This window comes from Mesotoga sp. UBA6090, assembly GCF_002435945.1.
Classification (GTDB): Bacteria; Thermotogota; Thermotogae; order Petrotogales; family Kosmotogaceae; genus Mesotoga.
Genome location: NZ_DIXC01000021.1, coordinates 1 through 22,314 on the forward strand (window position 1 = coordinate 1; position 22,314 = coordinate 22,314).

At 46.4% G+C, this 22,314-nt stretch carries 19 protein-coding genes and 1 pseudogene; 18 read left to right on the plus strand and 2 right to left on the minus strand.

Annotated elements, in window-relative coordinates; genetic code table 11:
- From B3K42_RS13720 to B3K42_RS03470, 6 genes and pseudogenes are all read left to right on the plus strand, one after another.
- Window positions 1–129, plus strand: a pseudogene (locus B3K42_RS13720) (group II intron reverse transcriptase/maturase); the annotation flags it as partial.
- Window positions 130–1,025: 896 nt separating this feature from the next.
- A complete protein-coding gene (locus B3K42_RS03450) occupies window positions 1,026–2,675 on the plus strand; it encodes an ABC transporter substrate-binding protein (RefSeq protein ID WP_292596859.1) in 1,650 nt (549 codons plus the stop codon).
- A gap of 110 nt (window positions 2,676–2,785) precedes the next feature.
- Window positions 2,786–3,766 carry an ABC transporter permease gene (locus B3K42_RS03455; protein WP_110990865.1) on the plus strand — a complete coding sequence of 327 codons (981 nt, stop codon included), beginning with the start codon at window positions 2,786–2,788 and terminating at the stop codon, window positions 3,764–3,766.
- The gene (locus B3K42_RS03460; protein WP_110990864.1) at window positions 3,766–4,743 is read left to right on the plus strand and encodes an ABC transporter permease; all 978 of its coding nucleotides are present in this window, start codon (window positions 3,766–3,768) and stop codon (window positions 4,741–4,743) included. The genes B3K42_RS03455 and B3K42_RS03460 overlap by 1 nt, the downstream gene beginning before the upstream one ends.
- A gap of 5 nt (window positions 4,744–4,748) precedes the next feature.
- The gene (locus tag B3K42_RS03465) at window positions 4,749–5,735 is read left to right on the plus strand and encodes an ABC transporter ATP-binding protein (RefSeq protein WP_292596862.1); all 987 of its coding nucleotides are present in this window, start codon (window positions 4,749–4,751) and stop codon (window positions 5,733–5,735) included.
- Complete coding sequence (locus B3K42_RS03470) at window positions 5,732–6,700, plus strand: ABC transporter ATP-binding protein (RefSeq protein ID WP_292596864.1); 969 nt, start codon at window positions 5,732–5,734, stop codon at window positions 6,698–6,700. Before B3K42_RS03465 ends, B3K42_RS03470 begins: the two co-directional genes overlap by 4 nt.
- Before the next feature lie 182 nt (window positions 6,701–6,882).
- On the opposite strand, the gene B3K42_RS03475 is transcribed toward B3K42_RS03470, so the two are convergent.
- Window positions 6,883–8,997: a tetratricopeptide repeat protein gene (locus B3K42_RS03475; protein WP_292596865.1), complete on the minus strand. Its 2,115-nt coding sequence runs from the start codon at window positions 8,995–8,997 to the stop codon at window positions 6,883–6,885.
- A gap of 595 nt (window positions 8,998–9,592) precedes the next feature.
- Between B3K42_RS03475 and B3K42_RS03480 the strand changes: the two genes are divergently transcribed.
- The 8 genes from B3K42_RS03480 (at window position 9,593) to B3K42_RS03515 (ending at window position 18,154) form a co-directional block, all read left to right on the plus strand.
- Window positions 9,593–10,591, plus strand: a complete 999-nt coding sequence (locus B3K42_RS03480) for a LacI family DNA-binding transcriptional regulator (protein ID WP_292596867.1) — start codon at window positions 9,593–9,595, stop codon at window positions 10,589–10,591.
- Window positions 10,591–11,268, plus strand: coding sequence for a hypothetical protein (locus B3K42_RS03485; RefSeq protein WP_292596869.1), 678 nt, complete (start codon window positions 10,591–10,593; stop codon window positions 11,266–11,268). The genes B3K42_RS03480 and B3K42_RS03485 overlap by 1 nt, the downstream gene beginning before the upstream one ends.
- 15 nt (window positions 11,269–11,283) lie before the next feature.
- Complete coding sequence (locus tag B3K42_RS03490) at window positions 11,284–12,516, plus strand: ABC transporter substrate-binding protein (protein ID WP_292596872.1); 1,233 nt, start codon at window positions 11,284–11,286, stop codon at window positions 12,514–12,516.
- Window positions 12,517–12,578: 62 nt separating this feature from the next.
- Window positions 12,579–13,460, plus strand: coding sequence for a carbohydrate ABC transporter permease (locus B3K42_RS03495; RefSeq protein ID WP_292596874.1), 882 nt, complete (start codon window positions 12,579–12,581; stop codon window positions 13,458–13,460).
- Between the two features lie 2 nt (window positions 13,461–13,462).
- Entirely contained in the window at window positions 13,463–14,317 is an 855-nt protein-coding gene (locus B3K42_RS03500; RefSeq protein WP_292596875.1) for a carbohydrate ABC transporter permease, read from the plus strand.
- A gap of 16 nt (window positions 14,318–14,333) precedes the next feature.
- Window positions 14,334–15,662, plus strand: coding sequence for an FAD-dependent oxidoreductase (locus B3K42_RS03505; RefSeq protein WP_292596877.1), 1,329 nt, complete (start codon window positions 14,334–14,336; stop codon window positions 15,660–15,662).
- Window positions 15,659–17,080: a DUF4127 family protein gene (locus B3K42_RS03510; RefSeq protein WP_292596879.1), complete on the plus strand. Its 1,422-nt coding sequence runs from the start codon at window positions 15,659–15,661 to the stop codon at window positions 17,078–17,080. The genes B3K42_RS03505 and B3K42_RS03510 overlap by 4 nt, the downstream gene beginning before the upstream one ends.
- Before the next feature lie 39 nt (window positions 17,081–17,119).
- On the plus strand, window positions 17,120–18,154 hold the full coding sequence (locus B3K42_RS03515) for a Gfo/Idh/MocA family protein (RefSeq protein ID WP_292596881.1): 1,035 nt from the start codon (window positions 17,120–17,122) through the stop codon (window positions 18,152–18,154).
- A 491-nt stretch (window positions 18,155–18,645) separates the two neighbouring features.
- Here B3K42_RS03515 and B3K42_RS03520 read toward each other — a convergent pair whose 3' ends face one another.
- Entirely contained in the window at window positions 18,646–18,867 is a 222-nt protein-coding gene (locus tag B3K42_RS03520; RefSeq protein ID WP_110991303.1) for a hypothetical protein, read from the minus strand.
- A 422-nt stretch (window positions 18,868–19,289) separates the two neighbouring features.
- On the opposite strand from B3K42_RS03520, the gene B3K42_RS03525 reads away from it, so the two are divergent.
- From B3K42_RS03525 to B3K42_RS03540, 4 genes are all read left to right on the plus strand, one after another.
- On the plus strand, window positions 19,290–20,498 hold the full coding sequence (locus tag B3K42_RS03525; RefSeq protein ID WP_292596883.1) for a GNAT family N-acetyltransferase: 1,209 nt from the start codon (window positions 19,290–19,292) through the stop codon (window positions 20,496–20,498).
- Window positions 20,499–20,535: 37 nt separating this feature from the next.
- Complete coding sequence (locus B3K42_RS03530; protein ID WP_110991034.1) at window positions 20,536–21,048, plus strand: GrpB family protein; 513 nt, start codon at window positions 20,536–20,538, stop codon at window positions 21,046–21,048.
- 471 nt (window positions 21,049–21,519) lie between these two features.
- Window positions 21,520–21,951, plus strand: a complete 432-nt coding sequence (locus B3K42_RS03535; protein WP_110991035.1) for a hypothetical protein — start codon at window positions 21,520–21,522, stop codon at window positions 21,949–21,951.
- Window positions 21,952–22,022: 71 nt separating this feature from the next.
- Entirely contained in the window at window positions 22,023–22,205 is a 183-nt protein-coding gene (locus B3K42_RS03540; RefSeq protein ID WP_146227071.1) for a hypothetical protein, read from the plus strand.
- The last annotated feature ends 109 nt before the right edge of the window (window positions 22,206–22,314 follow it).

Sequence of the window (22,314 nt, forward strand, 5' to 3'; positions counted from 1 at the left end):
TGGGTAAGAAACAAGTACAAGAAAAGGAGAGGCCTCACAAAAGCGGGTAAATGGCTCCAAGCTCTTGCTCGCAGGGAGCCTCATCTATTTGTACACTGGACAATGGGGATATTCTATATGGCTGGATAATGGGAGCCGGATGAATCGAGAGGTTCAAGTCCGGTTCTGAGAGAGCCTGGGGGTGAAACCCCCCTGGGCTACTCACCGGTTGGTGGCCGGAAAGAGCAAAGGAACAGTTCCAAGCTGCAAGTTGTCAGTTGCAAGAATGCGAACCAAACTCACAATGCAAGAACTGGATTCTGAAACAAGTTCACGACGGGATGCGGCGTTTTCGACCATTACTCTCAATCGTGTTAAGAAGGGTGCCCAATCTGAGCTACAGGCTCTAAGCCTAAGAATGACGACTGGCTACTCCCTCTACCCTCATTCTATACTCTCTCTCTTATGACAATACACGAGAATGACGGAATTAAGAGTAGGGTATCGAGTACGGGGTCTGGGGTCTGGCGAACAGAAGCAACTGGCACATTAACAATTATAAGTGTTACTGATGAAATTATCCCGATAGTGGCTTTTCGAAGACTTCTTGTATCATTATCACGAAGAGGCTTTTCGGAAGTGCCTCGCTTCGTCATCCCGTAGAGCCTGCCCTGAAGTGCTCCTGTTAAGGGTTCCTATATGGGATCTGGTTCATGATCTCGATAACGGACAACGATAATCAATCTCGTCCTCTCGGTGAGCACAGCGAACTCTCGACAATGCTCTTTCTCGACTCGTCTTATTGAAGGATCGAGATGCTAAAACAATTTCAGATGACGGCATTTGTCGTTTTCTTACTCTAGGCAACTTGGAACAGACAACTTGCAACTGCTCTTCGAAGGACTGGTTCATGATCTGATGCGGTCAACGAAGGACGGCTCTTCAAAGCATGGCGCTGCATCTGAAGGGCTATGTTTGACTTTGGAATTTGACACCTTACTGTCTATAATAATGATGTGTCAAAATCTGTAAAAGGGGTGAAACTCATGAAAAAGGTTCTTGTAATCTTGACTATTGTTTCACTAGTGATTTCAGCGAGTCTATTCGCCGCCGAGATCAAGAGAGGAGGTACCCTTAGAATTACCTCGATCAAACAGGGGATTCTGATCGAGAACTTCAACCCCTTCTCGCCGAACACCAATGAGATGGCAATTGGTGGTTTCTACGAGACTCTCATATACTTCAACCCGATGACGGGAAGGATCATGAACTGGCTTGCAGAAAGCTATGACTGGTCCGACGACCTTCTGGAGCTGACTTTCAATCTGAGAGAGGGAGTTTTGTGGAATGACGGGATGCTCTTCACGGAGAAAGACGTTCTATTCACAGTCGGACTGGGGAAAGACAACAGGGCATTAGACGTCGCAAATCTCTGGTCAACGGGAGTCACCGGAGTTCGATCTGACGAGCCGATGACTGTGACTTTCACATTTTCATCTGTAGACACAACTATCATCCAGAGATTCTCGAGTCTCTTCATAGTTCCCGAGCACATCTGGTCGAAAGTCGATGATCCTCTAACCTGGATCGGCGAAGGAATTCCCGTAGGCACCGGACCATTTATTCTGAAGGAAGGCTCATTCAGCGAACAATCGTTTAGTGTGGTCAGAAATCCAAATTACTGGCAAATTGGTGAAGACGGCAAACCTCTTCCTTACATAGACGAAGTCCTGACACTAACTACAACCAACGAGCAGGTTTCTCTAAGACTCGCCAGGGGCGAATTCGACTGGGCGGGCTACTTTGTTGCCAATATCGATGAGGTATTCGTAAAGGCCGACCCCGAGCACTTCAAATACTGGCTCCCCGAAGGGAACCTGGTCTTCTTGAATCTTAACAATCTTAAGTGGCCATTCGATAGCTACAATTTGAGGGCGGCTATAGCCGCAGCGATAGACCCATTCGAGATAACCAGGATAATGGCCAGTGGAGCTGTCCCCGCCTCGTTAGCCGGTGTAAAGGCAAGTTACCTTAGGCTGGCCGAGAAGGGTCTCAGTGAATACGGCATAGAATACGATCCAGACTACGCAAGATATCTCATTGAAAATGAAGGCTACAAGCTTAATAGAAGTGGAATTTACGAGAAGGATGGCAAGGCTCTCTCACTGAATCTCTATGTGCCTACAGGCTGGACCGACTGGATAATGGGAGCCGAAGAGGTTGCAAGGCAACTGAAAGAGGTCGGAATCGAGGCTATCGTTACTCTCGCCGCTTGGCCTTCTCCTTACAAAGACATGATGTTCAACGGAAACTACGAAATACTTTTCGGAATCTCCGTCACTGGAACCAGCCCTTATTACCAGTTCGACAACTGGGTACATTCCAAGCATTGGGCGCCAATAGGAGAAAACGCGGGCAATTACTACGGAATGCGTTACAAAAACGACAAGATCGACGAACTGCTCGATAGTTATAAGAAGCAGACAGATCCACAAGCCCAGGATGAGATAATGGAAGAGGTTATAACGATCTTCCTGAGAGATCTTCCCTCCGTACCTATGTTCTTCAACCCCGTTTGGTTCGAGTACAGCACAAGGAATTTCGTTGGCTGGCCGAGTGCAGAGAACCCATACGCAGAGCCAAGACCGACCGGGATGGACAAGATGCCGATCTTGCTTTCTGTACACCTGAGGTAGTTTTTTTGTGCAACCTCGCGGGCGGCAGTTGCCCGCGAGGTTCATCCACATTCACGAGAGGGGGTAAGGAAGGCTGCTTCCCGCATAAGGAAGAAGCTTTCTGAACAGTATTGGCTTACTTCGCAAGAAAGATCGGACTGTTGCTATTTGCCCTGTTTGTTGCAATTACTCTTAATTTTTTCATTCCGAGAATGATGCCCGGTGATCCTGCACAGGATCTGATCGACAAGATGCAAGGTATTCCTCTGGAATCGCTCGAAGCAATTAGGGCTGCCTTTGGTGTCGATTCTACCGACCCGCTGCTTCTCCAATACGGAAAGTATCTTCTCAACCTCCTAAAGGGCGATCTGGGAATATCTATCTCCAGATTCCCGACTCCAGTTTGGAGAGTCTTGCAGGTCGCCGTTCCCTGGACCGTTGGGCTTATGGGTACGGCAACGATCATCAGTTTCTTTCTGGGCACAGTGATTGGAGTAGGCGTTGCATGGAAACGCAACACGAAACTCGCTTCCTTTACTGTCGGGCTCTTCATTTTCGTGCGTTCCTTCCCGTATTTTTGGCTCGGGTTGCTTCTTATATATTTTCTGGCTTTCAGACTGCCTGTATTTCCCCTAGGAAATGCCTATACGCCTCAGCTTCAGAGGGGAACAATGGAATTTTATCTTTCCGTTCTCAAGCACGCCATACTTCCGGCTCTGACTATCGTAATCTCGTCGATGGGCGCATGGATACTCACTATGAGGAACAACATGATCAACGTACTGGCCGAAGACTACATCACAGTTGCCGAAGCTAAGGGACTCCCACTGAGTAGGATAAAGACTCTCTACGCTGCAAAAAATGCCATACTGCCATCTATAACGGGTTTTGCGATGTCTCTGGGATTTGTCGTTGGAGGAGGTTTATTGACTGAAATGGTATTTGCCTACCCGGGAGTGGGACTGATGCTTTATCAGGCAGTTCAAAGCAAGGATTATCCTCTAATGCAGGCTATTTTCCTTTTCATCTCTGTGGCCGTTCTCGTCGCAAATTTCATCGCGGATATCGCTATTCTGATTCTCGATCCCCGTGTCCGGGACGGTGGCAGGTGATGTTAAGAGACACTTTTTCTCTCTTCGTAGAGAATCGAAAGGCCTTGTTCGGGCTTATGATACTCGTCTTTTTCTCCGGAGTTGCGATCTTCGCCCCGCTTATCGCTCCTTACGATCCAAAGACGAACAAGGTCGATGTCCTCAGGATAGTAGACGAAGAGATGGGCAGAACCACAACGGTTGAAAGGGAGCAGATCGATGAGTTCACAGAACGAAGAGTCTACACTCAGTCGATCACGACCACATATGAAAAAGTCACAACGAAACTCCCGCTAAATGCCAGGCCTTCAGGACAGCATTTGCTGGGGACGACAAAGGCCGGGCAGGATCTCTTCTCTCAGATGGTTTACGGGACGAGAATCACGCTTTCCGTAGGGCTTGTAACTGGACTGTTCACTACGGTTCTTGCCCTCACACTTGCGCTTGTAGCCGGATATTTCGGGGGCGTTGTGGATGACATCATATCTCTGTTTACGAACGTTTTCCTCGTTATCCCAAGTCTCCCCCTGATGATCGTCATTGCCGCATACATAACCGTAAAGGGAGTAATCCCGATAGTCCTTATACTTGGACTCACCAGCTGGCCCTGGCCTACGAGAATACTACGTTCTCAGGTCGTCAGTCTCAAGAACAGAGATTTCGTAAGAGTATCCAGAATTCTTGGTGAGAAACCGCTATACATAGTATTCAGGGAGATACTACCGAATATGATCTCACTGGTAATGGCGTCCTTCTTCACATCGACGATGGCAGCAATCATGGGAGAGGCTACCCTTGAGTTCTTGGGATTGGGCAATGTATCGATAGTGAGCTGGGGAACAATCCTTTACTGGGCCCAGAACAGCGGAGCTCTGCTGTCGGGAGCATGGTGGTGGTTCCTTCCTCCAGGTATCTGCATAGCCTTGATCGGCACTTCCTTTGCGCTCATGAACTTTGCCATCGACGAGATTTCAAATCCCAAGCTTAGAAAGAGATGATTCAGTTGGAAAGACTCGAGAAGACTCAATTACTTCAATGCAAGAATCTAGTAGCGGGTTACAGGATCAAAAGCGGCTTCGTCCACGCTGTGGACGACGTCTCATTTGACCTGGATAGAGGTGGCTTCCTCGGCATAGCGGGTGAATCGGGATGTGGAAAATCAACGCTGGCATATGCAATTATGCGGCTTCTCAAAGACAACGCTACAATCGAAGGCGGAAGCCTCTTGTTCAAAGGCATCGATCTAGTGGGACTTAGCGAAGAACAGATGAAGAAGATACGCTGGGTAGATATTTCGATGGCCTTTCAATCAGCCATGAATGCGCTCAATCCAGTTCTTTCAGTCGGTGAGCAGCTAACTGATGTTATACACGCTCACGAAGAAGTTACACAGTCCGACGCTCGCGAGAGGGCGATTGAAGTACTGAAACTGGTAGATATTTCCACGGACAGATTCAACTCTTACCCACATCAGCTTTCGGGTGGAATGAAACAGAGGGTCATGATAGCGATGGCCTTGATTCTGGACCCCGAGTTGATCATAATGGACGAGCCGACGACAGCGCTGGATGTTGTAGTGCAGCGAACGATAATCGAGAAGATACAGGAACTGAGGAAGGCTCTGGGCTTCTCAGTTATATTCATCACTCACGATCTCTCTTTACTCGTGGAGATCAGTGATACTTTGGCAATAATGTATGCGGGCAAGATAGTGGAGTATGGAGCCTCCGAATCTCTTTTCAATCGGCCTCTGCACCCATACACGAGAGGGCTTATGAACTCCTTCCCATCCCTCACAGGTAAGATAAAACGGATGGGCGGTATCGAGGGAAAGCCTCCCGATCTTTTGAAGCCGCCTGAGGGCTGTAGATTTCACCCTCGTTGTCCGCAGGCAATGCCTATTTGCAGAGAGTCCTGTCCCGTTTTGGAGAGAATAGACGATCGCCATAGTGTCGCTTGTTTTCTTCACAAAGGAGCTGAGATCCTGTGAACGAGAATATCCTGGTTCTTGAAGGAGTCAACAAACACTTTCCCCTGAACTCTTTCAGAATGCGTGGAAAGGTTGTTCATGCTATGGACGACGTTTCTTTTTCTCTGCGAAAAGGAGAAGTGCTCGCGATAGTTGGAGAGTCCGGCAGCGGAAAAACCACAACGGCAAACGTAATAAGCAGGATCTACAGACAAACGGCAGGCAGAGTGGCGTTTGAAGGAAGAGAATTAAGCGGCACCATGTCACGAAAAGAAGAGCTGAAACATCACAAGAGGGTCCAAATGATATTTCAGGACCCTTTCGGGGCCTTGAATCCGACCAGAACGGTTGGCGGAATTATGGAACGGCCCTTCATTATTCACAGGATTGCGAAAGAAAAGAGATCGGTACAGGAAATGGTAGACAACATCCTCGTTCAGGTAGGCCTTGAGCCACCCGAGCAGTTCACTCGGAAGTTTCCTCATGAACTATCTGGCGGTCAGAGACAAAGGGTAAATATCGCCAGAGCCTTCTCTGTCGAGCCCGACCTTATTCTGGCTGATGAGCCCACTTCAATGCTCGACGTATCAAACAGGATGAGCATTATGAACATGATGCTGAACCTCAAAGAACGACATGGAGTATCTTTCATATACATAACTCATGATCTAGCAGGCGCCCGTTATATGAGCGACAGGATAATCGTTATGTATGCCGGCATGATCATGGAGATCGGTCCTGTAGAAGAGGTAATAAACAACTCTTTTCATCCGTACACGAGACTGTTGAAGTCTGCTGCTCCCTCTCCTGAAATTGGACTCAAGCGGAATCCGCTGACAACCGGAGGAGACATCCCCTCGCTGATCGATCCGCCAGGTGGCTGCCGTTTCCATCCACGTTGCCCGTTCGCCAAAGAGGCGTGTTATCTCGAGATACCGCCAATGAAGAAAATCGGTGAGAATCACTATGCAAGGTGCATTCTCTAGTCCAGGTATGTCTCTTTTTTTCTTTGGTGACTCCATTTTTAACATTGATGAAACAAAGACCGAATTCCTTCTATTGATTCTGAGCTGCAAACGATGGAAATCTCCACGAGTCCTTTGAGAGAAGCAAAGGCCAGCCGGTGCAGGCTCTTACCGGCCAAGCAAACCGAGCAGGAGTGCCCTGCTCAGTCGGGTATCCTGCGAGACTTTAGCCAGTTGTATGCCTTCGGACTGGATTCCCAGATCCTACGATAGTCTAGGGCATACATCAAAGCTTCCCGCTCTTCGTCTCTGTCCAGGGATTCTTCGAACTTTTCGGGTCCGATCTCTCTGTAAAGCATCTCAACAATTTCAGGATTCATTTTTGTTGCGCGAAGAAGGTACAAATTGGCATCCTGCTTTCTGTTTCTTATAATGCTAATGAACGCACGCCCCATTAGAAAATCTACGTCTTCCTCTCTAGAATGGCGTTCTAGCAACTTCTCGGCTTTCATGAAGTTTTTCTGTCTGAATAAGCTGTTAAGAAGGCCGTGCTTTGCGTGCACTCTGTCTTCCCGGTCTATATCGAGTAGCATTTCATAGATTTCTATCGCTCGCGCCTGGTCACCTACTCTAATTCTCAGAAAGTCAGCATAGTCAACTAGTAGATCCAGCAGGGGCCTGTTGTTCATACGATCATACTCGAGCGAGTAAGACTCCGATTCAATTTCATCTAATAGATTTTCCACTTTTGAATAACCGGCTTCCAGAGTGTATTGGCATTGATTGTTTAAACCTATCTCAGAGTAACTATTAGCCAGCATTGAGTAGAGTTGAAATTCGTATGGGTCTCTCTCAAGTGCGTTCTCCATCCGAACAACCCTTTCAGAATTATCACGTATAGAAGCGAGTCTCATCAATTTGTAATTTCCTGGTGGGAGGTTGTACTCGATTGTGGGAGAATCCCCGGAATGCAGAACGGTTAAGCCGGGAAGAAGTGCTTCTCTTTCCTCAAGAATGATCTTGTGTAGATACTTTGTTGAATGATAGGCCTTTTCAAGAAGAGGAGCGATTTTCATGCTCAACGATAGATCTATCGGGAGTACCGGTGGAGCTTTCGAATCGGAAAGAAATCGATCATAACGCTTCCGATCAGACTTCGAAAGCATTTCTTGAAGAGCTGTTGCTCTGGATGAGTAGCCCGCCTTCTGTGCAACAAGAGCCACAGCTAACTTGGTATTTGAGTCGGTTTTCAGTTCAGTAACAAATGTGATCAGATCCTCGAGGGGTTTAGACTTGGGGAGAAGTTCACTTTCGAGGAGGACAGAGCACAATCCGCACACTATATCTGTCACTTCTTTCTTTTCCTTGCTTCCCAGAAGCATTCTAAGAAAATTCAGAATCGGTCTTCCTGAATGAGAGAAATCTGTATTACGCACAATTTCGCCAATAATCATTGTAAGAGAATCGTCAACGATCGAATTCTTTGCAATGATATACAGAGGGCTGATCTGGTCTTCACTCCACTCAAGCAGATTTTCTGCGACAGCGGCGGTGTTCCTCCTTATTTGCTGATCCTCATTCGCCAGAAGACATACAAGTGCAAGTGCAGACGCACCATATCCTGCCATCGACCCGGCAGGAGTATCTTCGAAAATATATTGCAGGAGAGGAACTTCCACATCTTTGTTCAGACCAAGGGCATAGTGCGCCATCACAGGCTCAATAAGCCCGAACACAACATCGGAATAAGGATTCACGTACTGCAAGTAGAACCTTGGACAGTATTTCGCCAGCCTCACTGCTTCATACTCAAGTTCTTTCTGTTCAGCATCTTCAATCTCCGAATCAATTTTCCCAGTATGATGAAGGAAATATGAAAGCACGCTGAGACCTGCAAGATAATACCATCGGGCCATTTCAGGTCCTCTGAATTCATTTACCCCCATTGCTTCGTAGACTGACTCTTCAACATCTAAACCCGCAGAAGCCTTATCAGGCAAATTATTCAGATTCTCATGTCGGAGCTTGTTGCCAATACTGACGATCTCTTTCGCCGCAGCGAACCTCGTGTCGAATGGTGTGGTTTCGTCCCAGATAAAAACACTCCAGTAGTAAAGTACAAAGAATTCGCTCTCCTTAACGATTTCATAGTCCAGAGCAAATACTTCGGACAAGAGCTTCGAAAGTTTATCGAAAGTGCCCGAACAAGACTCGTTCAGAAGCTTCTCGCGATCAAAATCAGGTCCAGTGTATTCTATACCCATCTCCAAGAGATCCCGAAGATAGACAATTCTACTCTTCTGATAGTTACTCCACATAATGCCCTCCTTTGTTGCGCGATCTTAGAGGATCAACCAAGCTTTAAATGCAACTTTAGTTTATTGCAAGCTGTTCACAAGAACCTCCCAACAAGTATGATATCCAAATCTTCAAGACAAGACGCCATTATTGGCATTATCGCACACTTCATTTCTATTCATAGAATTTGAGCTGAGCCCTTTATCAATTGGGAACTAAATTTAGTAGACATTCGTTATTCACAGTTATTAGTAGCCTTTGGCAATTAGGTGAATACGCTGGAGATTTGAACCTGTAATGCAATAAAGAGCATCAGGGACGCATACACCTAAAGAAAACCGAGTTTTGAGACACTATACAGAGAGGTGCCTTGTAATCCTTCTGGTCAACGCATTTCGATTGCTTTGCATCTTTTGCACAAACCAATTTCCCTTCCTTGCAACGAAATCTTGAGAATATCCACAGTAATCACAAATAACAAGGAATAGGCGGCGGAAGGGTTCTCTGAAGGAATTCTTTGACATTAGTTTATTTTTCCCGCAATTGATAGAATGACTTGAAGTTTCCAAGTTTGCATAATTTGCATAAGACATTCAATCAATGGAGGTAATTACTGTGGCGACTCTAAGAGAGATCTCTGAAGCGTCTGGCGTATCCATTTCGACCGTATCAAGAGTACTTAACAATGACGGACGAATCAGCGAAGCCACAAAGAAGAAGGTCTTGAGAATTGCAAAGAAGCTCGGATACTCAGGTGAGATAGCCAATTGGCCTGGGAGTAAGGTTGTCATGTTCTTTGTTAGCAATCCTCACAGATCAATCGAAAGCGACGAATTCTTCTCTGGAGTCCAGCGAGGAATATTGAGAGGAGCTGGAGGGTCGGATATTCACTGCCTGGTTCAGTCAATTAGAAGCAGAAAGAGCTTCGATGAATCGCTTATTCCACTTGATCTTGTCGAAGGCTTGATCGTTGGAGGCATCCCCATGCCTGACGATCTAAAAACGTTCCTATCGGCGGTAAAGATTCCGGTAGTCTTAATAGGCAAATATGCAGGTCTGGAATACTTAGCTTCTGTAAACAATGACAATGCGAGAGGTGGCTATCTCGCCGCAAATGAGATTATCAAACATGACTACTCCTCAATTACCATTATCACAGGACCAAGAAACGTCTCGACATTCGCCGACAGACTGGAAGGCTTCTTCAAATGTTTGAGCGAAAACAGCTTCCCATTTGACCAGGTGAAAATTATTGAATGCAACTCCTTCGAAGAGAGAGACGGAAGACAAGCCATCGAAAGTCATTCCATAACACCGGGAAAGAAGGAAGTCATTTTCTGCACGACCGATTGGCTTGCAAAAGGTGTGATCGAGGCTCTGCAAGAAAGGAAGGTCTCTATTCCTTCAGAGATAGGCGTTATTGGATTTGGAGGACTAGATTTCTGCAAAATGATCTCACCAAGAATAACTACCGTCGCACTGAATCCCTATCTTCTTGGAAGAATCGCCGTAACCCTGCTTCAGGAATTGATGGATGGCAATTCCGAATCAAAGGGAGTTGTGTTTGTGGAACCGTTCTTGATGGAAGGTGAAACTCTAAGGGGGGAGAAGTAATGCATTTCAGAGAGCTAATGGGTTCTAAAGACAGACTCTTGGTAGTCAGTCTTCCCGAAAACAGTCTCGAGTACGCAAGAGCTGCCGTTGAGAACGGGGCCGACGCAATTAAGCTTCACATAAATGTGAAGCACAGAGTAACGGGAAAGGCTCATGTTACATGGACCGATGTTAGAGAGACGGTGAAGTACATTTATTCCACTCTTGGCTGCTGCATGGGAATCGTTCCAGGAGCGGAGGCAATGGCGTCAGAAGATGAGTTAAGGGAAATGGGTGAATTCGGTCTGAGTTTCTTTGATGTCTATGTCGACTACGCCCCGCTCTACATTTTGAAAAACGATCTCTGCAAGATGCTTGCTCTTAATCATACATATTGCAGATCGATGGCCTCACATCTAAGAAGATCGGGGGCAGATGCGGTAGAGATATCGATCATCGACCCAAAAGACTACGGGAAAGACCTTTCTTTGGAGGACCTTCTCAAATACCTGGAAGTACTAGAGCTTTCAGGACTGCCTTCCTTTATCCCGACCCAAAAAAGGATTACCGTTGACGATGCAGACAGAATTCTCAGTCTTGGCTTCAAGGGCCTGATAATCGGCCCAATAGTAACTGGAACCGATATAGGAAGTTTTTCGCGGACTGTCAGGGAGTTCAGCGAGATTGCCAGAGAATGACAAGGAGGTGTGGCAATGAAAAAATGGTTATTGATTATGATCATCTGTCTTGCTCTGGGTTTCACAGCTCTTGGCAAGACGAAGGTCACAGTTTGGTTTGCAGGTACACCGGAGGCCTTGATGGAGGCCGTGGACGATCGACTAGTTCCTGCCTTTGAGAAAGGCAACCCTGATATTGAACTCGCTGTAGAGTACATACCGTGGGGCGAGCTTTCCACGAAACTGACCACCGCCTTTGCTGGCGGCATAGGACCCGACATATTCATGCATGGTCAGGCCGCCATTGCAGGATTTGCGGAAACGGGTGTAATAATGAGCATCGACAGCCTCATCGACAAGCTCGAGGATCCAGAGGATTTTGGGGGTACTCTGAGTGTTGGTCTTTACCGAGGCAAGAACTTTATGGTTCCAGTGTTCGGCTCTGGCAGACTTCTCGCCTACAGGGAAGACTTCTTCGTTGAGAGCGGTCTCGACCCCGATGAACCGCCGTTAACCTGGGAACAGCTAAGAGCCTATGCCGAGGCACTGACGATTTATGAGTCGGGAAGGCTAGTTAGGGCAGGTTTGGACATTCCTGTATCGGGGATTGATCTTCAGCAAGTATGGACAGGCTTCCTCATTGCGAACAACGGCGCTCTCTTCGACAACGACTTCAATCCGACATTCAATGACCAGTCCGGAGTGGAGGCTCTAGAATATTACGTAGACCTGATACGGGAGGCCAAGGTCGCCTCTGAATACGGTCTTACCCCGGTCGGAAATCTTGCGCCGATTGCGGCGGGCACAGCGGCGATCTGTTTCATGAACAACGAATCTCTCGCTGCCATCAAGGAATACAGCCCGGACGTTTACTCCAAGATTCGCCTCTCTTTCCCACCTGCAAGATACGAGAGAGCCGGTTTCTACTCCTTCGCGGGCTTCATAGTTTCGAACAGCACAAAGAATCTGGAAGCAACTGCAAAGGCTCTTACCTTTTTGACATCAAAAGAAGGACTAATAGAAATTAACACAGCTCTTGGCAGTTTGCCACCAAGACAGTCCGGTGTCGAGGCTGAGTACATAGCGAATGATCCAAATTTGATGAAATTTGTAGAAGGCTCGAAATACGCCTACGGAAATCCTAATGTTCCTTTCTGGGTTCAAGCAAGAGATATTATCTCTAAGTATCTCGAACGAGCAATTATGGGAGTCATTACTCCGAAAGACGCGCTAGATGGCGCAGCTGAGGAGATAAGCAAACTTAAGTAATTTTACAAAGGCCGGCTTCCCCTCACGGATCGGCCGGCCATTTGTCTTCTAAGAGGTGGCGCGTGAGCAGTGCGGGGAAACTCAAGAGGCGAATAACAGTAACAGCCTTGATCTTCATTGCACCGGTGCTTGTTTACAACTTTATCTTCAAAATAGTCCCGATCTTTGTCTCTCTCTTTCTGAGTCTAACAAAATTCTCGGGTTTTGGAGACGCCAGGTTCATTGGCCTTGAAAATTACCTTCGGATATTTGGTGACTCGGAGTTCTGGAGAGCGGTTCTTGTGACTTTTCAATTCTCAATTGAAGTCCTGCCTCTAAACATGCTGATTTCTCTGCTGCTCGCCTTGCTCGTCAACAGCGCTCTGAAGGGAATGGGAGTTTTCAGGGCAATTTACTACCTCCCGGTTATTACTCCTATGGTTGCGGCAAGTATGATCTGGATCTGGCTCTATGATCCTCAAATCGGCATATTGAATTTCCTTCTCTCACTTTTCAACATACCGCCTGTGAATTTTCTCAGAAATCCAAGCACTGCGCTTCATTCAATTGTTGCTATGAGGATATGGAGAGGAGCAGGCTGGAATATGCTTATCTATCTAGCCGGTCTTCAGGGAATTTCAAGAAATCTCTATGAGGCAGCAGCGATCGATGGAGCCTCGTCAGTTCGAAGATTCTTCAGGATCACTCTTCCTCTGCTAAGACCGGTTCATGTCTATGTACTGATTGTCGGTATTATCAGCACTCTTCAGTCCTTCACGGAGATGTACGTCATGACAGGAGGGGGTCCGCTGCAGTCTACGACAACGGTCGGACTTCTTATTTACAGAGCAGCTTTCGACTACATGGATATGGGCTATGCGAGCGCGATGTCGTTCGTTCTTGGGATAATAATTATGACCCTGTCCGTTGTCAGCTTCCGATCACGTCAGCAGAAGGAGGCTTAAGAATGAAGAAAAACAAGCTGAGAACTTTATTACTGCTTTCGCTTGCCGCAGTCATATTCGGGTCGCCTTTCTTCTGGATGGTTATCTCCTCGCTAAAACCGAATGCGGAGCTATTCGCCTGGCCGCCTACATTCATACCAAAGACAGTAACTTTGGAACACTATCAATCGGCACTTACCGCCAGAGGCTTCAGCAACTATTTTCTAAACAGCGCCATAGTATCACTGATTTCGATGGCGTTTAATCTGGTGTTCTGCTCTCTTGCAGGCTATGCCTTTGCCAGACTTGATTTCCCCTTGAAGAACGTCCTATTCGTAGTTCTCTTGAGTACCATGATGATACCCGTTCAGGTGACCCTGGTTCCAACTTTCTTGATGGTGAAATCATTCCCTCTCGTGGGTGGGAATGATATTCTGGGAAGGGGAGGCACCGGTCTTCTCAACACGTACGCTGGTCTCGTTATCCCCCACATAATGACTGTTTTCGGGGTTTTCATTATGAGGCAGTTCTATATGCAGTTTCCAAAGGAGCTTTCAGAGGCTGCCAGAATAGATGGTGCCTCCGAACTCGGAATCTTTAGAAAGATCTTTCTTCCACTGGGAAGGCCTGCGATGTCTGCCCTTGCAATTTTCACATTCACTCAAGCTTGGGATGATTTTCTCTGGCCCCTTGTGGTTACAAGCGACAGATCTATGAGGACTCTGCAGCTTGGGCTGGAAGTGTTCAAGAACAGGTACACTGCTGATTGGGGCCCTCTGATGGCCGCGACGACGGTTTCAGTTCTACCCGTCATTATTGTTTTTCTCGTTTTTCAAAGATACTTCACAGATACCGCTTTGAGCTCCGGAATCAAATAGACTGGGAAGTGAAGAGATGGATTTAGTTTACGATGTTGTAGTTGTTGGCGGTGGCGTGGCTGGTGTATCGGCAGCCATTGCAGCCTCCAGAATTGGAGCTAGAGTGCTCCTTCTGGAGAAAGACATGTCATTTGGAGGGGTACTGACTACCGCTTTGGTAAATCCGATGATGACCTTTCATTCACCTGCGAGACAGGTGATTGGTGGAATAGGTCAAGAGATGATCGATAGGCTCGTTTCAGTACAAGGAAGTTATGGTCACATAGATGATCCCATAGGTTTTGTGAAGTCGATCACACCATTCGATCCCGAGAAAATGAAATCATCACTAATTGAACTGCTTGTAGAGGAAGGTGTAGACTTTCTGTTCAACTCACTTGTCGCAAGTGTATCAAGAGAGGGGGACTCTATTTCAACAATAACAACTGAAAGCACTGGCGAGAAGAACAGAGTTAATGCAGAGGTTTTCATCGATTCAACGGGTGGGGGAAATCTTTCTATTCGTGCAGGAGCTTATTACAACATTGGAGACGGTAGCCCTTCCAGCTGCCAGCCAATGACACTGGTGATGAGAATTGGAGGCGTTAATCGAGAAGAGATTGTTTCTTATGTCAATGGAAACAGAGATGATTTTGTTATAGATGAGCATACCGACCTGAGCTATTTGGGAATTGCCGGTTTCTTCAGCTTCATGAATAGAATTGACGATTATGGAATATCCTTCAAAAGAGACAGGCTTCTGTTCTTCGAGATCCCCTATCATCCCGGTCAGATATTTATGAACACAACGAGATATCCTGGTTATGCAAACACGAGCAAAGAGCTTACTAAGGCTCAAAGCAATGGAAACATAGATGTTTGGAGATTCATGAATTTTCTTAAGAAAGAGATTCCTGGATTTGAAAACTCATTCCTGATTCAAACAGGCTGTCACATTGGAGTTAGAGAGACTACTCACATCGTTGGGGATTACGTTCTGAAAACGAATGACTTGATCGATAGAAAACCTTTTGATGACAGTATCGCCGTTGGATCATATCCGATCGATATTCATTTGCCCAGTTCGGCAGAGTTGAAGACGATCTCAATTCCTTACCCCGGCGAATACCATATTCCAATGCGTTCGCTAATCCCAAAGGGCTTAGAAAATGTCATTCTTGCCGGGAGAGCAATCAGTGCAGATCATACGGCCTTTTCCGCAGTCAGAACCAGCCCTCTTGCAACCGCAACCGGCATGGCTGCAGGTATTACTGCAGCACTCGCTGTGAAACACAGAAGACTTGTCAGAGATGTGAACATCGACCTGATACAGAGCGAGATCGTTGAGATGGGAGGGATCCTTTGAAAACAGTAGTTGTTCCAATGGATGATAGACCCCCAAACTACCAACTGGTTTCCAAGATAGCAGATCTGAATTGTCTGGAGATCGAATTGCCCGATAAGAACCTGCTCGGAAGATATTTGAGGCCGGGAAATTGCGAGGAACTGGCCCGATGGATGCTTTCAAGAGAGGCGGACAGATTCATAGTCTCCGTCGATATGCTTTCTTATGGCGGTCTAATAGCCTCAAGAGAAGATGAAATCAGTGCGAGAACAGCTATCGACAGACTTAGCTCGGTGAGAGAACTGAGGAGAAGATTCCCAAATGCCGAAATTTTCCTTTCATCAATTGTCAGAAGAGCATCTGTCTCCGTTTCATCGGCCGGCTCGAAGGAACTTTGGACGATGCTCAACAACTATCTATGGCTCTCAGGCAATGAAAGAATCAAAGAAGCCGAGGCCGTAGAAGAGGAACTACCCAGAGGATTTGTCGGCAGATATCGTGAACTCCGCTTGAGAAATCACGAGGTAAATAAGGAATGTCTGAAGCTTGTTAAAGCAGGTTGTGCAGATCTTCTAGTATTAGCTCAAGAAGACACTTTTCAGCATGGCCCTCAGGAGAGAGAACTGGCTATTCTTGAAGATATGGCGAAAGACCATGTCATAGACGACCGCGTGTTCATACATAACGGCGCAGATGAAGTGATTCAGGAGATGCTTTCTTACAGACGAGACCAAGAGTACCCCGTCGAAGTCATTTATGACTCACCAGAAACAAGAGAAAAAATCATGGATTTCGAGGACAGAGAGTTTGGGAAGAACGTAGAATCTCATATGAAGCTTCTTGGGATGCGGCAGTCTTCCGGTTCTTCAACCGGGATTCTGGTTGCTGGCACAAAAATAGACGATTCGATTGAAGCTCTCAAAAACCTAAGTAAGCGGAAGCAGAGGGTCTTCATACTAGACGTTTTCTGTGCGAACGGTTCTAATCCTTCCTTTGTTGATACTTACCTGGGTTTGGATCTGAAGAACATCTGGGGATACTCTGCCTGGAATACAGCTTCAAACAGTCTGGGAACTCTTCTTTCTCTGGCCGCCACTTCCAGCTCTTGTGAAGTGGAAAAGAAGGTTTTTGCCGAGTTTTACATCTCTCGGCTTCTTGACGACCATCTTTACCAGGGTGTTCTCAGAAACACTCTGGAGAGAATGGTCGATGAATCCGGTGGCGACATATACAAAGTCAGCAAATCCAAGGGACTCTTTGAAGACTTCAGAGACAATCTCTTTATGCCTAAAGCAGAAGAGTTCCTTGATAGATTCATTCGTGGGAGGAAACTTGACATTTTCGATTTCTCCTCTTCAGAGAATCGAATATCGATTGAGAAATTCATCCTCCCGTGGGACAGAACTTTTGAATGCGAAATAGAAGTTGTGATTCGCTGAACGAAATCTTGTCTAATCCTAGTGAAGGGGGTATCTCCAGTGAAAAAGAAAGTGGCAATTGTAGGAGCAGGTGTTTGGGGAAGAACTCATGCATTTCTATATAAGGAACATCCAGAGGTTGAACTGGTGGGCATTTGCGATCAGAACGTAGAGAGAGCCGAAAAGTTCGCTGATGAATTCAGCATCCCACGAGTCTTTCCAGACCATAGAACAATGCTGAATGGGCTTGACTTTGACGCAGTATCGATTGTCACTCCGGATTTCGCTCATGGTGAGATTGTGGTAGACTGCGCAAATGCTAGAAAGGATATCCTCATCGAGAAACCAATTGCAACAACAAGAGAGGACCTCATCAGGATATCTGAGGCGGTGAGCGAGAACAACGTAAGGATAATGACCGATCTCCACAATCGATGGAGCCCTCCCTTTGCAATCGCCAAGCAGATGCTTGATGATGGTGAGCTCGGCAGCCCTGTCAGCGCCTATTTCAGGTTGAATGACGTTCTTTGGGTCGCAACAGATATGCTCCCATGGTCGAGCAAATCATCTATTCTATGGTTTTTGGGTAGCCATTCGGTAGATACATTAAGATGGTTTTTCGGCGAGGAAATCGAAACTGTTTACTCTGTCAGTTCTTCAGGTGTCCTTAAAAATCTGGGGCTTGATACAACCGACATATATCAGACAATTCTGACCTTCAGAAACGGTTGTATAGCGTCGATGGAGAACAGCTGGATAACGCCCAACACAAATCCTTGCGTAAACGACATAAAATTCAACTTCACGGGCAGTAAAGGAATGGTGAACCTTGATCTAAGCAACAACCAGATGATTGAGTGCTTCACTCAGAACGAGAGCAAGCATCCTGATGTGCTGGTAAACCATTTTGTCCACGGCAAGGCGAAAGGCTTTGCATATGAGAGTATTCGACATTTCATCGATTGTCTGGTGACTGGAGAAGAGTTCCTCATAAAGCTGGATGACGCCATCAACACCTCGCTTGTCGTTCTTTCGATTCTCGAGTCTGCCGAGAAGCGTATTCCAGTCAAGGTTGAATACTTCAATTCAGACTGAGAAAGCAATGCCCCGGCATCAGCTTTTCGGTGAACCTAATTCCATAGTTCAACATTCTACAAACGGGCAGATTATTCGGGTCTTTGGGGGTCTTTGGTGACCGGGGGGTCTTTGGTCACTCTACGTTGGTTAGTGTCAGTGGCAAGAACTAGAGATTGAAAGTCAAAAAGGATGTTGGTACTCCTTGACTGCCGGTTCTTCAAGACCCAGGATAACCCTTTCGAGACGTTGCGGTCTGAAGCAAAGACATTTGTTTAGAACCGTCTTCGGCTATTGTTGGACGAAAGTCCGACGTCTTGAACCGGCATGAAACGCGTGAAAATCCTTTAGATTTCCACTTTCAACACTTCTGCCCGGTTCTTGATCTCTGAGTACAACTGTAATGCACCACAAGAAAACAAGCTCAAGATGACGATGCGTACTTGATAGAGTAGTGGTAAGGATATGGAGATCGATTTCGAGGGTTTTCGTCAGCTGTCAGGTAAAGCTAACTAGCCTTTCTTAACCGGCAAGAACAGAAGCACACAGCCTACCGCTATTGAGACAACACCTGCCCAAATTGGAATCTGCACCGTTTCTTTTTCCTTCAAACTAATCTCTGCTCCACCGAGATCGACAGTGTGAGTATCTTTAGTGTATGTAACCGCTCCGTACACTAAGCCCAGGACGCCGGCCACGATGATTACAATTCCGATAATCTTAACTACATTCATAAGATCCCCTCCGATATTGCCATCAGGCAATTGTCGAGCTGTATTATCTTTGCATGAATGTTTTGTTGGTCAAGACACTAATAGCTTCCTTAACAATTCACTCATATATATATTATATCCTTATAACCTACATACTGTGTGTCTTTTGAATACCCTCGCGCCAGTATTAACTGAAAATCTCGTCCTCTAGCTCGGAAAGCTCAGCAAGCTAAGGTCGTATCGGGATTTCATCAGTATTCTCAAGGATTCTGAAAGAGGTTCCTCATCTTATGGATAAAATCATATGTATTCCAAGGTAACGGTTTACAAAGGTAAGATAATCTCTTGGTTCCAATTCTCATGCGGGAAGCCAGCAGTATGGCAAATACCAGTGAGGGCATGGAATGATGATCTGGTATCATTGTTGGAGAAAGAGGTGCTTGATGGAGATAAGGAGAATCGACAGCTCATACAAGGATAGGATAATCGAGATCTTCCTGATGTCATTCGAATACTTCGAACCGGAAGAGAGCGAGTTCTTCTTCTCAGATCCTTCCCTATGGGAGTATGTCTGGGGTGCATTCGACGAAGAGAAGTTGGTTGCTGCATACATAAGCTACAAGTATCTCGCGAAAATCCGCACCAAACCTTTTGAATGCAGGTACGTCGAGGCGGTTGCCACACTGCCCGAATATCGCAGAAGGGGTATAACAAAAGCAATCCTCTTGAGGGATATACAGGAGACTCTGAAAAGCGGAGTAAATATTATTATGCTCGATCCTTTCAAGCATGACTTCTACGTAAGGCTGGGGTTCGGGCTTGGCTTCGAGAGCCTTGAACTAACCTTCGATTTCTCTCTTCTTTCAGATGAACTGGAAGACGACAATCTCAAACTAGTTTCCGGTAAGCTACTAAACAATGAAGAGATGAAAACGTTGATTGAAGAGGCCCGGAAAGTCCTTTGGGAAACCTCTCGCTACACCGAGGCGCTGGAAATTGCCGCTTGCAGTCAGGAGATATTCCACAAGAAGGAGCTGTTTGGAGTCGTAGCCATCGACGACAAAGGCTCACCTCACGGAATGATGGTCTACAGTAAGAAGGAGAGAAAGATGCTTATAGAGAGCTTCTCCTTCCTCGATCTTGCAGGATTATTCGCGCTGAAGAGATTCATACTAAATCATAGGGATCAGATTGCAACTTTCGAAATGAGGAGAATGCCGCCAGATTTTCCAATAGAACTCTTCTTCCATTCGAGATGGCAGGCTGGAAAAGAGCTCAAGATGATAGATGCCTCATCAAGAATGGTAAGAATCCTTCATCCGCTTCCAGTCATTTCGAAGCTCATGGATAGGTCCGTTCGCGGAAACGTTGTTTTGAAGGTAAAAGACGAACTACTCTCCCAGAATAACTGTAAAATCCTGGTAGGAAACGGAAAAGCAGAGATAACTGAAGCAACAGAGGATTTCCAGATAGCGATTTCGGACCTCGTTCCGCTTTTGACAGGGAGGCTTTCGGCCACCAGGCTTTGGAGACTTGGAAAGCTTCAGGCAAGCTCGTGGGAGAACATCCCCTGGGGAATCTCTGAAGTTCCGGAGAAGGTTAGCATTCTCGAATCGATCTTCCCCGAAATCATAACGCATAACGCTTTGTAAGACACTTCCAGCTAATTCATTTGGAGAGGCGATCTGAATGAGAGGAAAGCCGGTAATAGTAGAAGAATACAGTGCTGCTTGGCCTAGATTGTTCAAGGAGGAAGCCGAGCGGATTTCTTCCTCACTAAATGAGCTACAGAAGACGATAGAACATATAGGAAGCACGGCCGTCCCGGGGCTTCAGGCAAAACCGGTAATCGACATTATGATTGGCGTATCATCTCTTGAACAAGCCGACTCCTGCGTGCCATCCATTGAAAGAACGGGCTATCTTTACAGCCCCGAGCACGAGGATTCAATGCCAGAAAGAAGATACCTTGAAAGATCCGGCAGTGAAATTTACTACCACGTACACATGGTCGTTTTTGGAAGCAAGTTTTGGAAAGAGCACATCTTTTTCAGGAACTATTTGCGCGAAAACCCAGAGGCCGTACAACAATACGCTGAGCTCAAGAAGGAGCTCGCCGAAGAATTCAGAGACAACAGAGAAGCTTATACAAAAGGCAAGGCTGAGTTCATCCAGGAGATACTGAAACGGCAGAAAGATTGACGTCAGGTTCCCGCCTGCTGAATGGCATAGGATTGCGTTCGCCCGTTAAATAAGAAGACCCGCTCTCGTTACTAGCTGATGGATCGTATGCCTCTTTCGGACTTGCCTCCACAACACTCTTGTACGCTTCGCAAGAAACACCTGACAACTATTTTCACGAAAGACGACCAATTCACCGGTCGATAATACGAGAATCTCCAAAGTATGGAGGTCACTTTCCTGGATTGATTTACATGATTAGTCATAGGAAAACTCCGGGTATTCCCCCAATTCTTTCAAGAGCAACTTCTTTGGCTTTCAAGAATCCAGCGAACTTTACGCTAATGTTAAAAATGGAGTCCCCGAAAACATTAGAGATCACCCTGCACTTTACTTCGAGGCACTTCGTAACTGCGGTTACGCCACAGACCCTATGTACGAAGATAAGTGTAGGAACGTTATGCGCAGTCTACCAGACTGGGGAGAGTGAACATGGACGCAATTTCTTTGATAGTGTACGGTGCAATAATCCTCGCTTCTGCAACGGTGGTCGTAATTGCTTTGAAGAAGAACGGAGCAATCACTGATCTTTTGGTTGGAGGAGTAACGGTTTCCGTAAAAGCAGCAGAAGCGATCTTGAAGAGGTTCGACAAAGATCCAGAAACGATGTCTCCAACAGACAAGATAATGAGATACGCGGTCATTGCCGTCTCTTCAATAGAGCAGCAGTATAAGGGAATCAAAACGAAGATGAAGAACGAAGGCAAGGACGTTACAGAAATGAACGCGGAGATGAAAGAGGCAGCGATAAGACTGCTGGAGAACCTAGCGGCTATCGACGAATACTCACTCACAGATCAGGACAAAGCCTCCCTGGGTGACATAGTAGAGGCGGCACTGGAGATGTTTATAAACAAGAGATGAAGAACGTTTCAGGGATTCGCCTAACGCTTCCCGACTTTCAAGGGAAAGACTTCACCTACGAGGTGTACCCTGTGTATGAGAAAGACTGGTTCTCCCTCAACATTGCACTAGACGCTGCTGACTTCATAGCGACGGCAGCAATCGAAGTGAAGCCGCCTGTGTGTTTTCATATAGGAATTGCTAAGAAGTGGCAATACCTGTTCGATTTCAAACGCTATTTTGACCTGCTTATAGGATTTGAGTTTCGCTTTTAACACCTCCTTTTCCCGAAGATGACCCTCCCGCGTTGGGAGGGTCATTCTTCATTTGCAGAACGAAGCGCGGTCGAAAATTTGCGTTTTTTGAAATGCAAACACCGAGCTC

Coding starts and splice junctions, on each gene's coding strand:
- B3K42_RS03520 (WP_110991303.1), bottom strand. CDS start 18,867: ATGAATGTAGTTAAGATTATCGGAATTGTAATCATCGTGGCCGGCGTC.
- B3K42_RS03485 (WP_292596869.1), top strand. CDS start 10,591: ATGCATTTCAGAGAGCTAATGGGTTCTAAAGACAGACTCTTGGTAGTC.
- B3K42_RS03450 (WP_292596859.1), top strand. CDS start 1,026: ATGAAAAAGGTTCTTGTAATCTTGACTATTGTTTCACTAGTGATTTCA.
- B3K42_RS03475 (WP_292596865.1), bottom strand. CDS start 8,997: ATGTGGAGTAACTATCAGAAGAGTAGAATTGTCTATCTTCGGGATCTC.
- B3K42_RS03505 (WP_292596877.1), top strand. CDS start 14,334: ATGGATTTAGTTTACGATGTTGTAGTTGTTGGCGGTGGCGTGGCTGGT.
- B3K42_RS03535 (WP_110991035.1), top strand. CDS start 21,520: ATGGACGCAATTTCTTTGATAGTGTACGGTGCAATAATCCTCGCTTCT.
- B3K42_RS03525 (WP_292596883.1), top strand. CDS start 19,290: ATGGAGATAAGGAGAATCGACAGCTCATACAAGGATAGGATAATCGAG.
- B3K42_RS03460 (WP_110990864.1), top strand. CDS start 3,766: ATGTTAAGAGACACTTTTTCTCTCTTCGTAGAGAATCGAAAGGCCTTG.
- B3K42_RS03530 (WP_110991034.1), top strand. CDS start 20,536: ATGAGAGGAAAGCCGGTAATAGTAGAAGAATACAGTGCTGCTTGGCCT.
- B3K42_RS03500 (WP_292596875.1), top strand. CDS start 13,463: ATGAAGAAAAACAAGCTGAGAACTTTATTACTGCTTTCGCTTGCCGCA.
- B3K42_RS03490 (WP_292596872.1), top strand. CDS start 11,284: ATGAAAAAATGGTTATTGATTATGATCATCTGTCTTGCTCTGGGTTTC.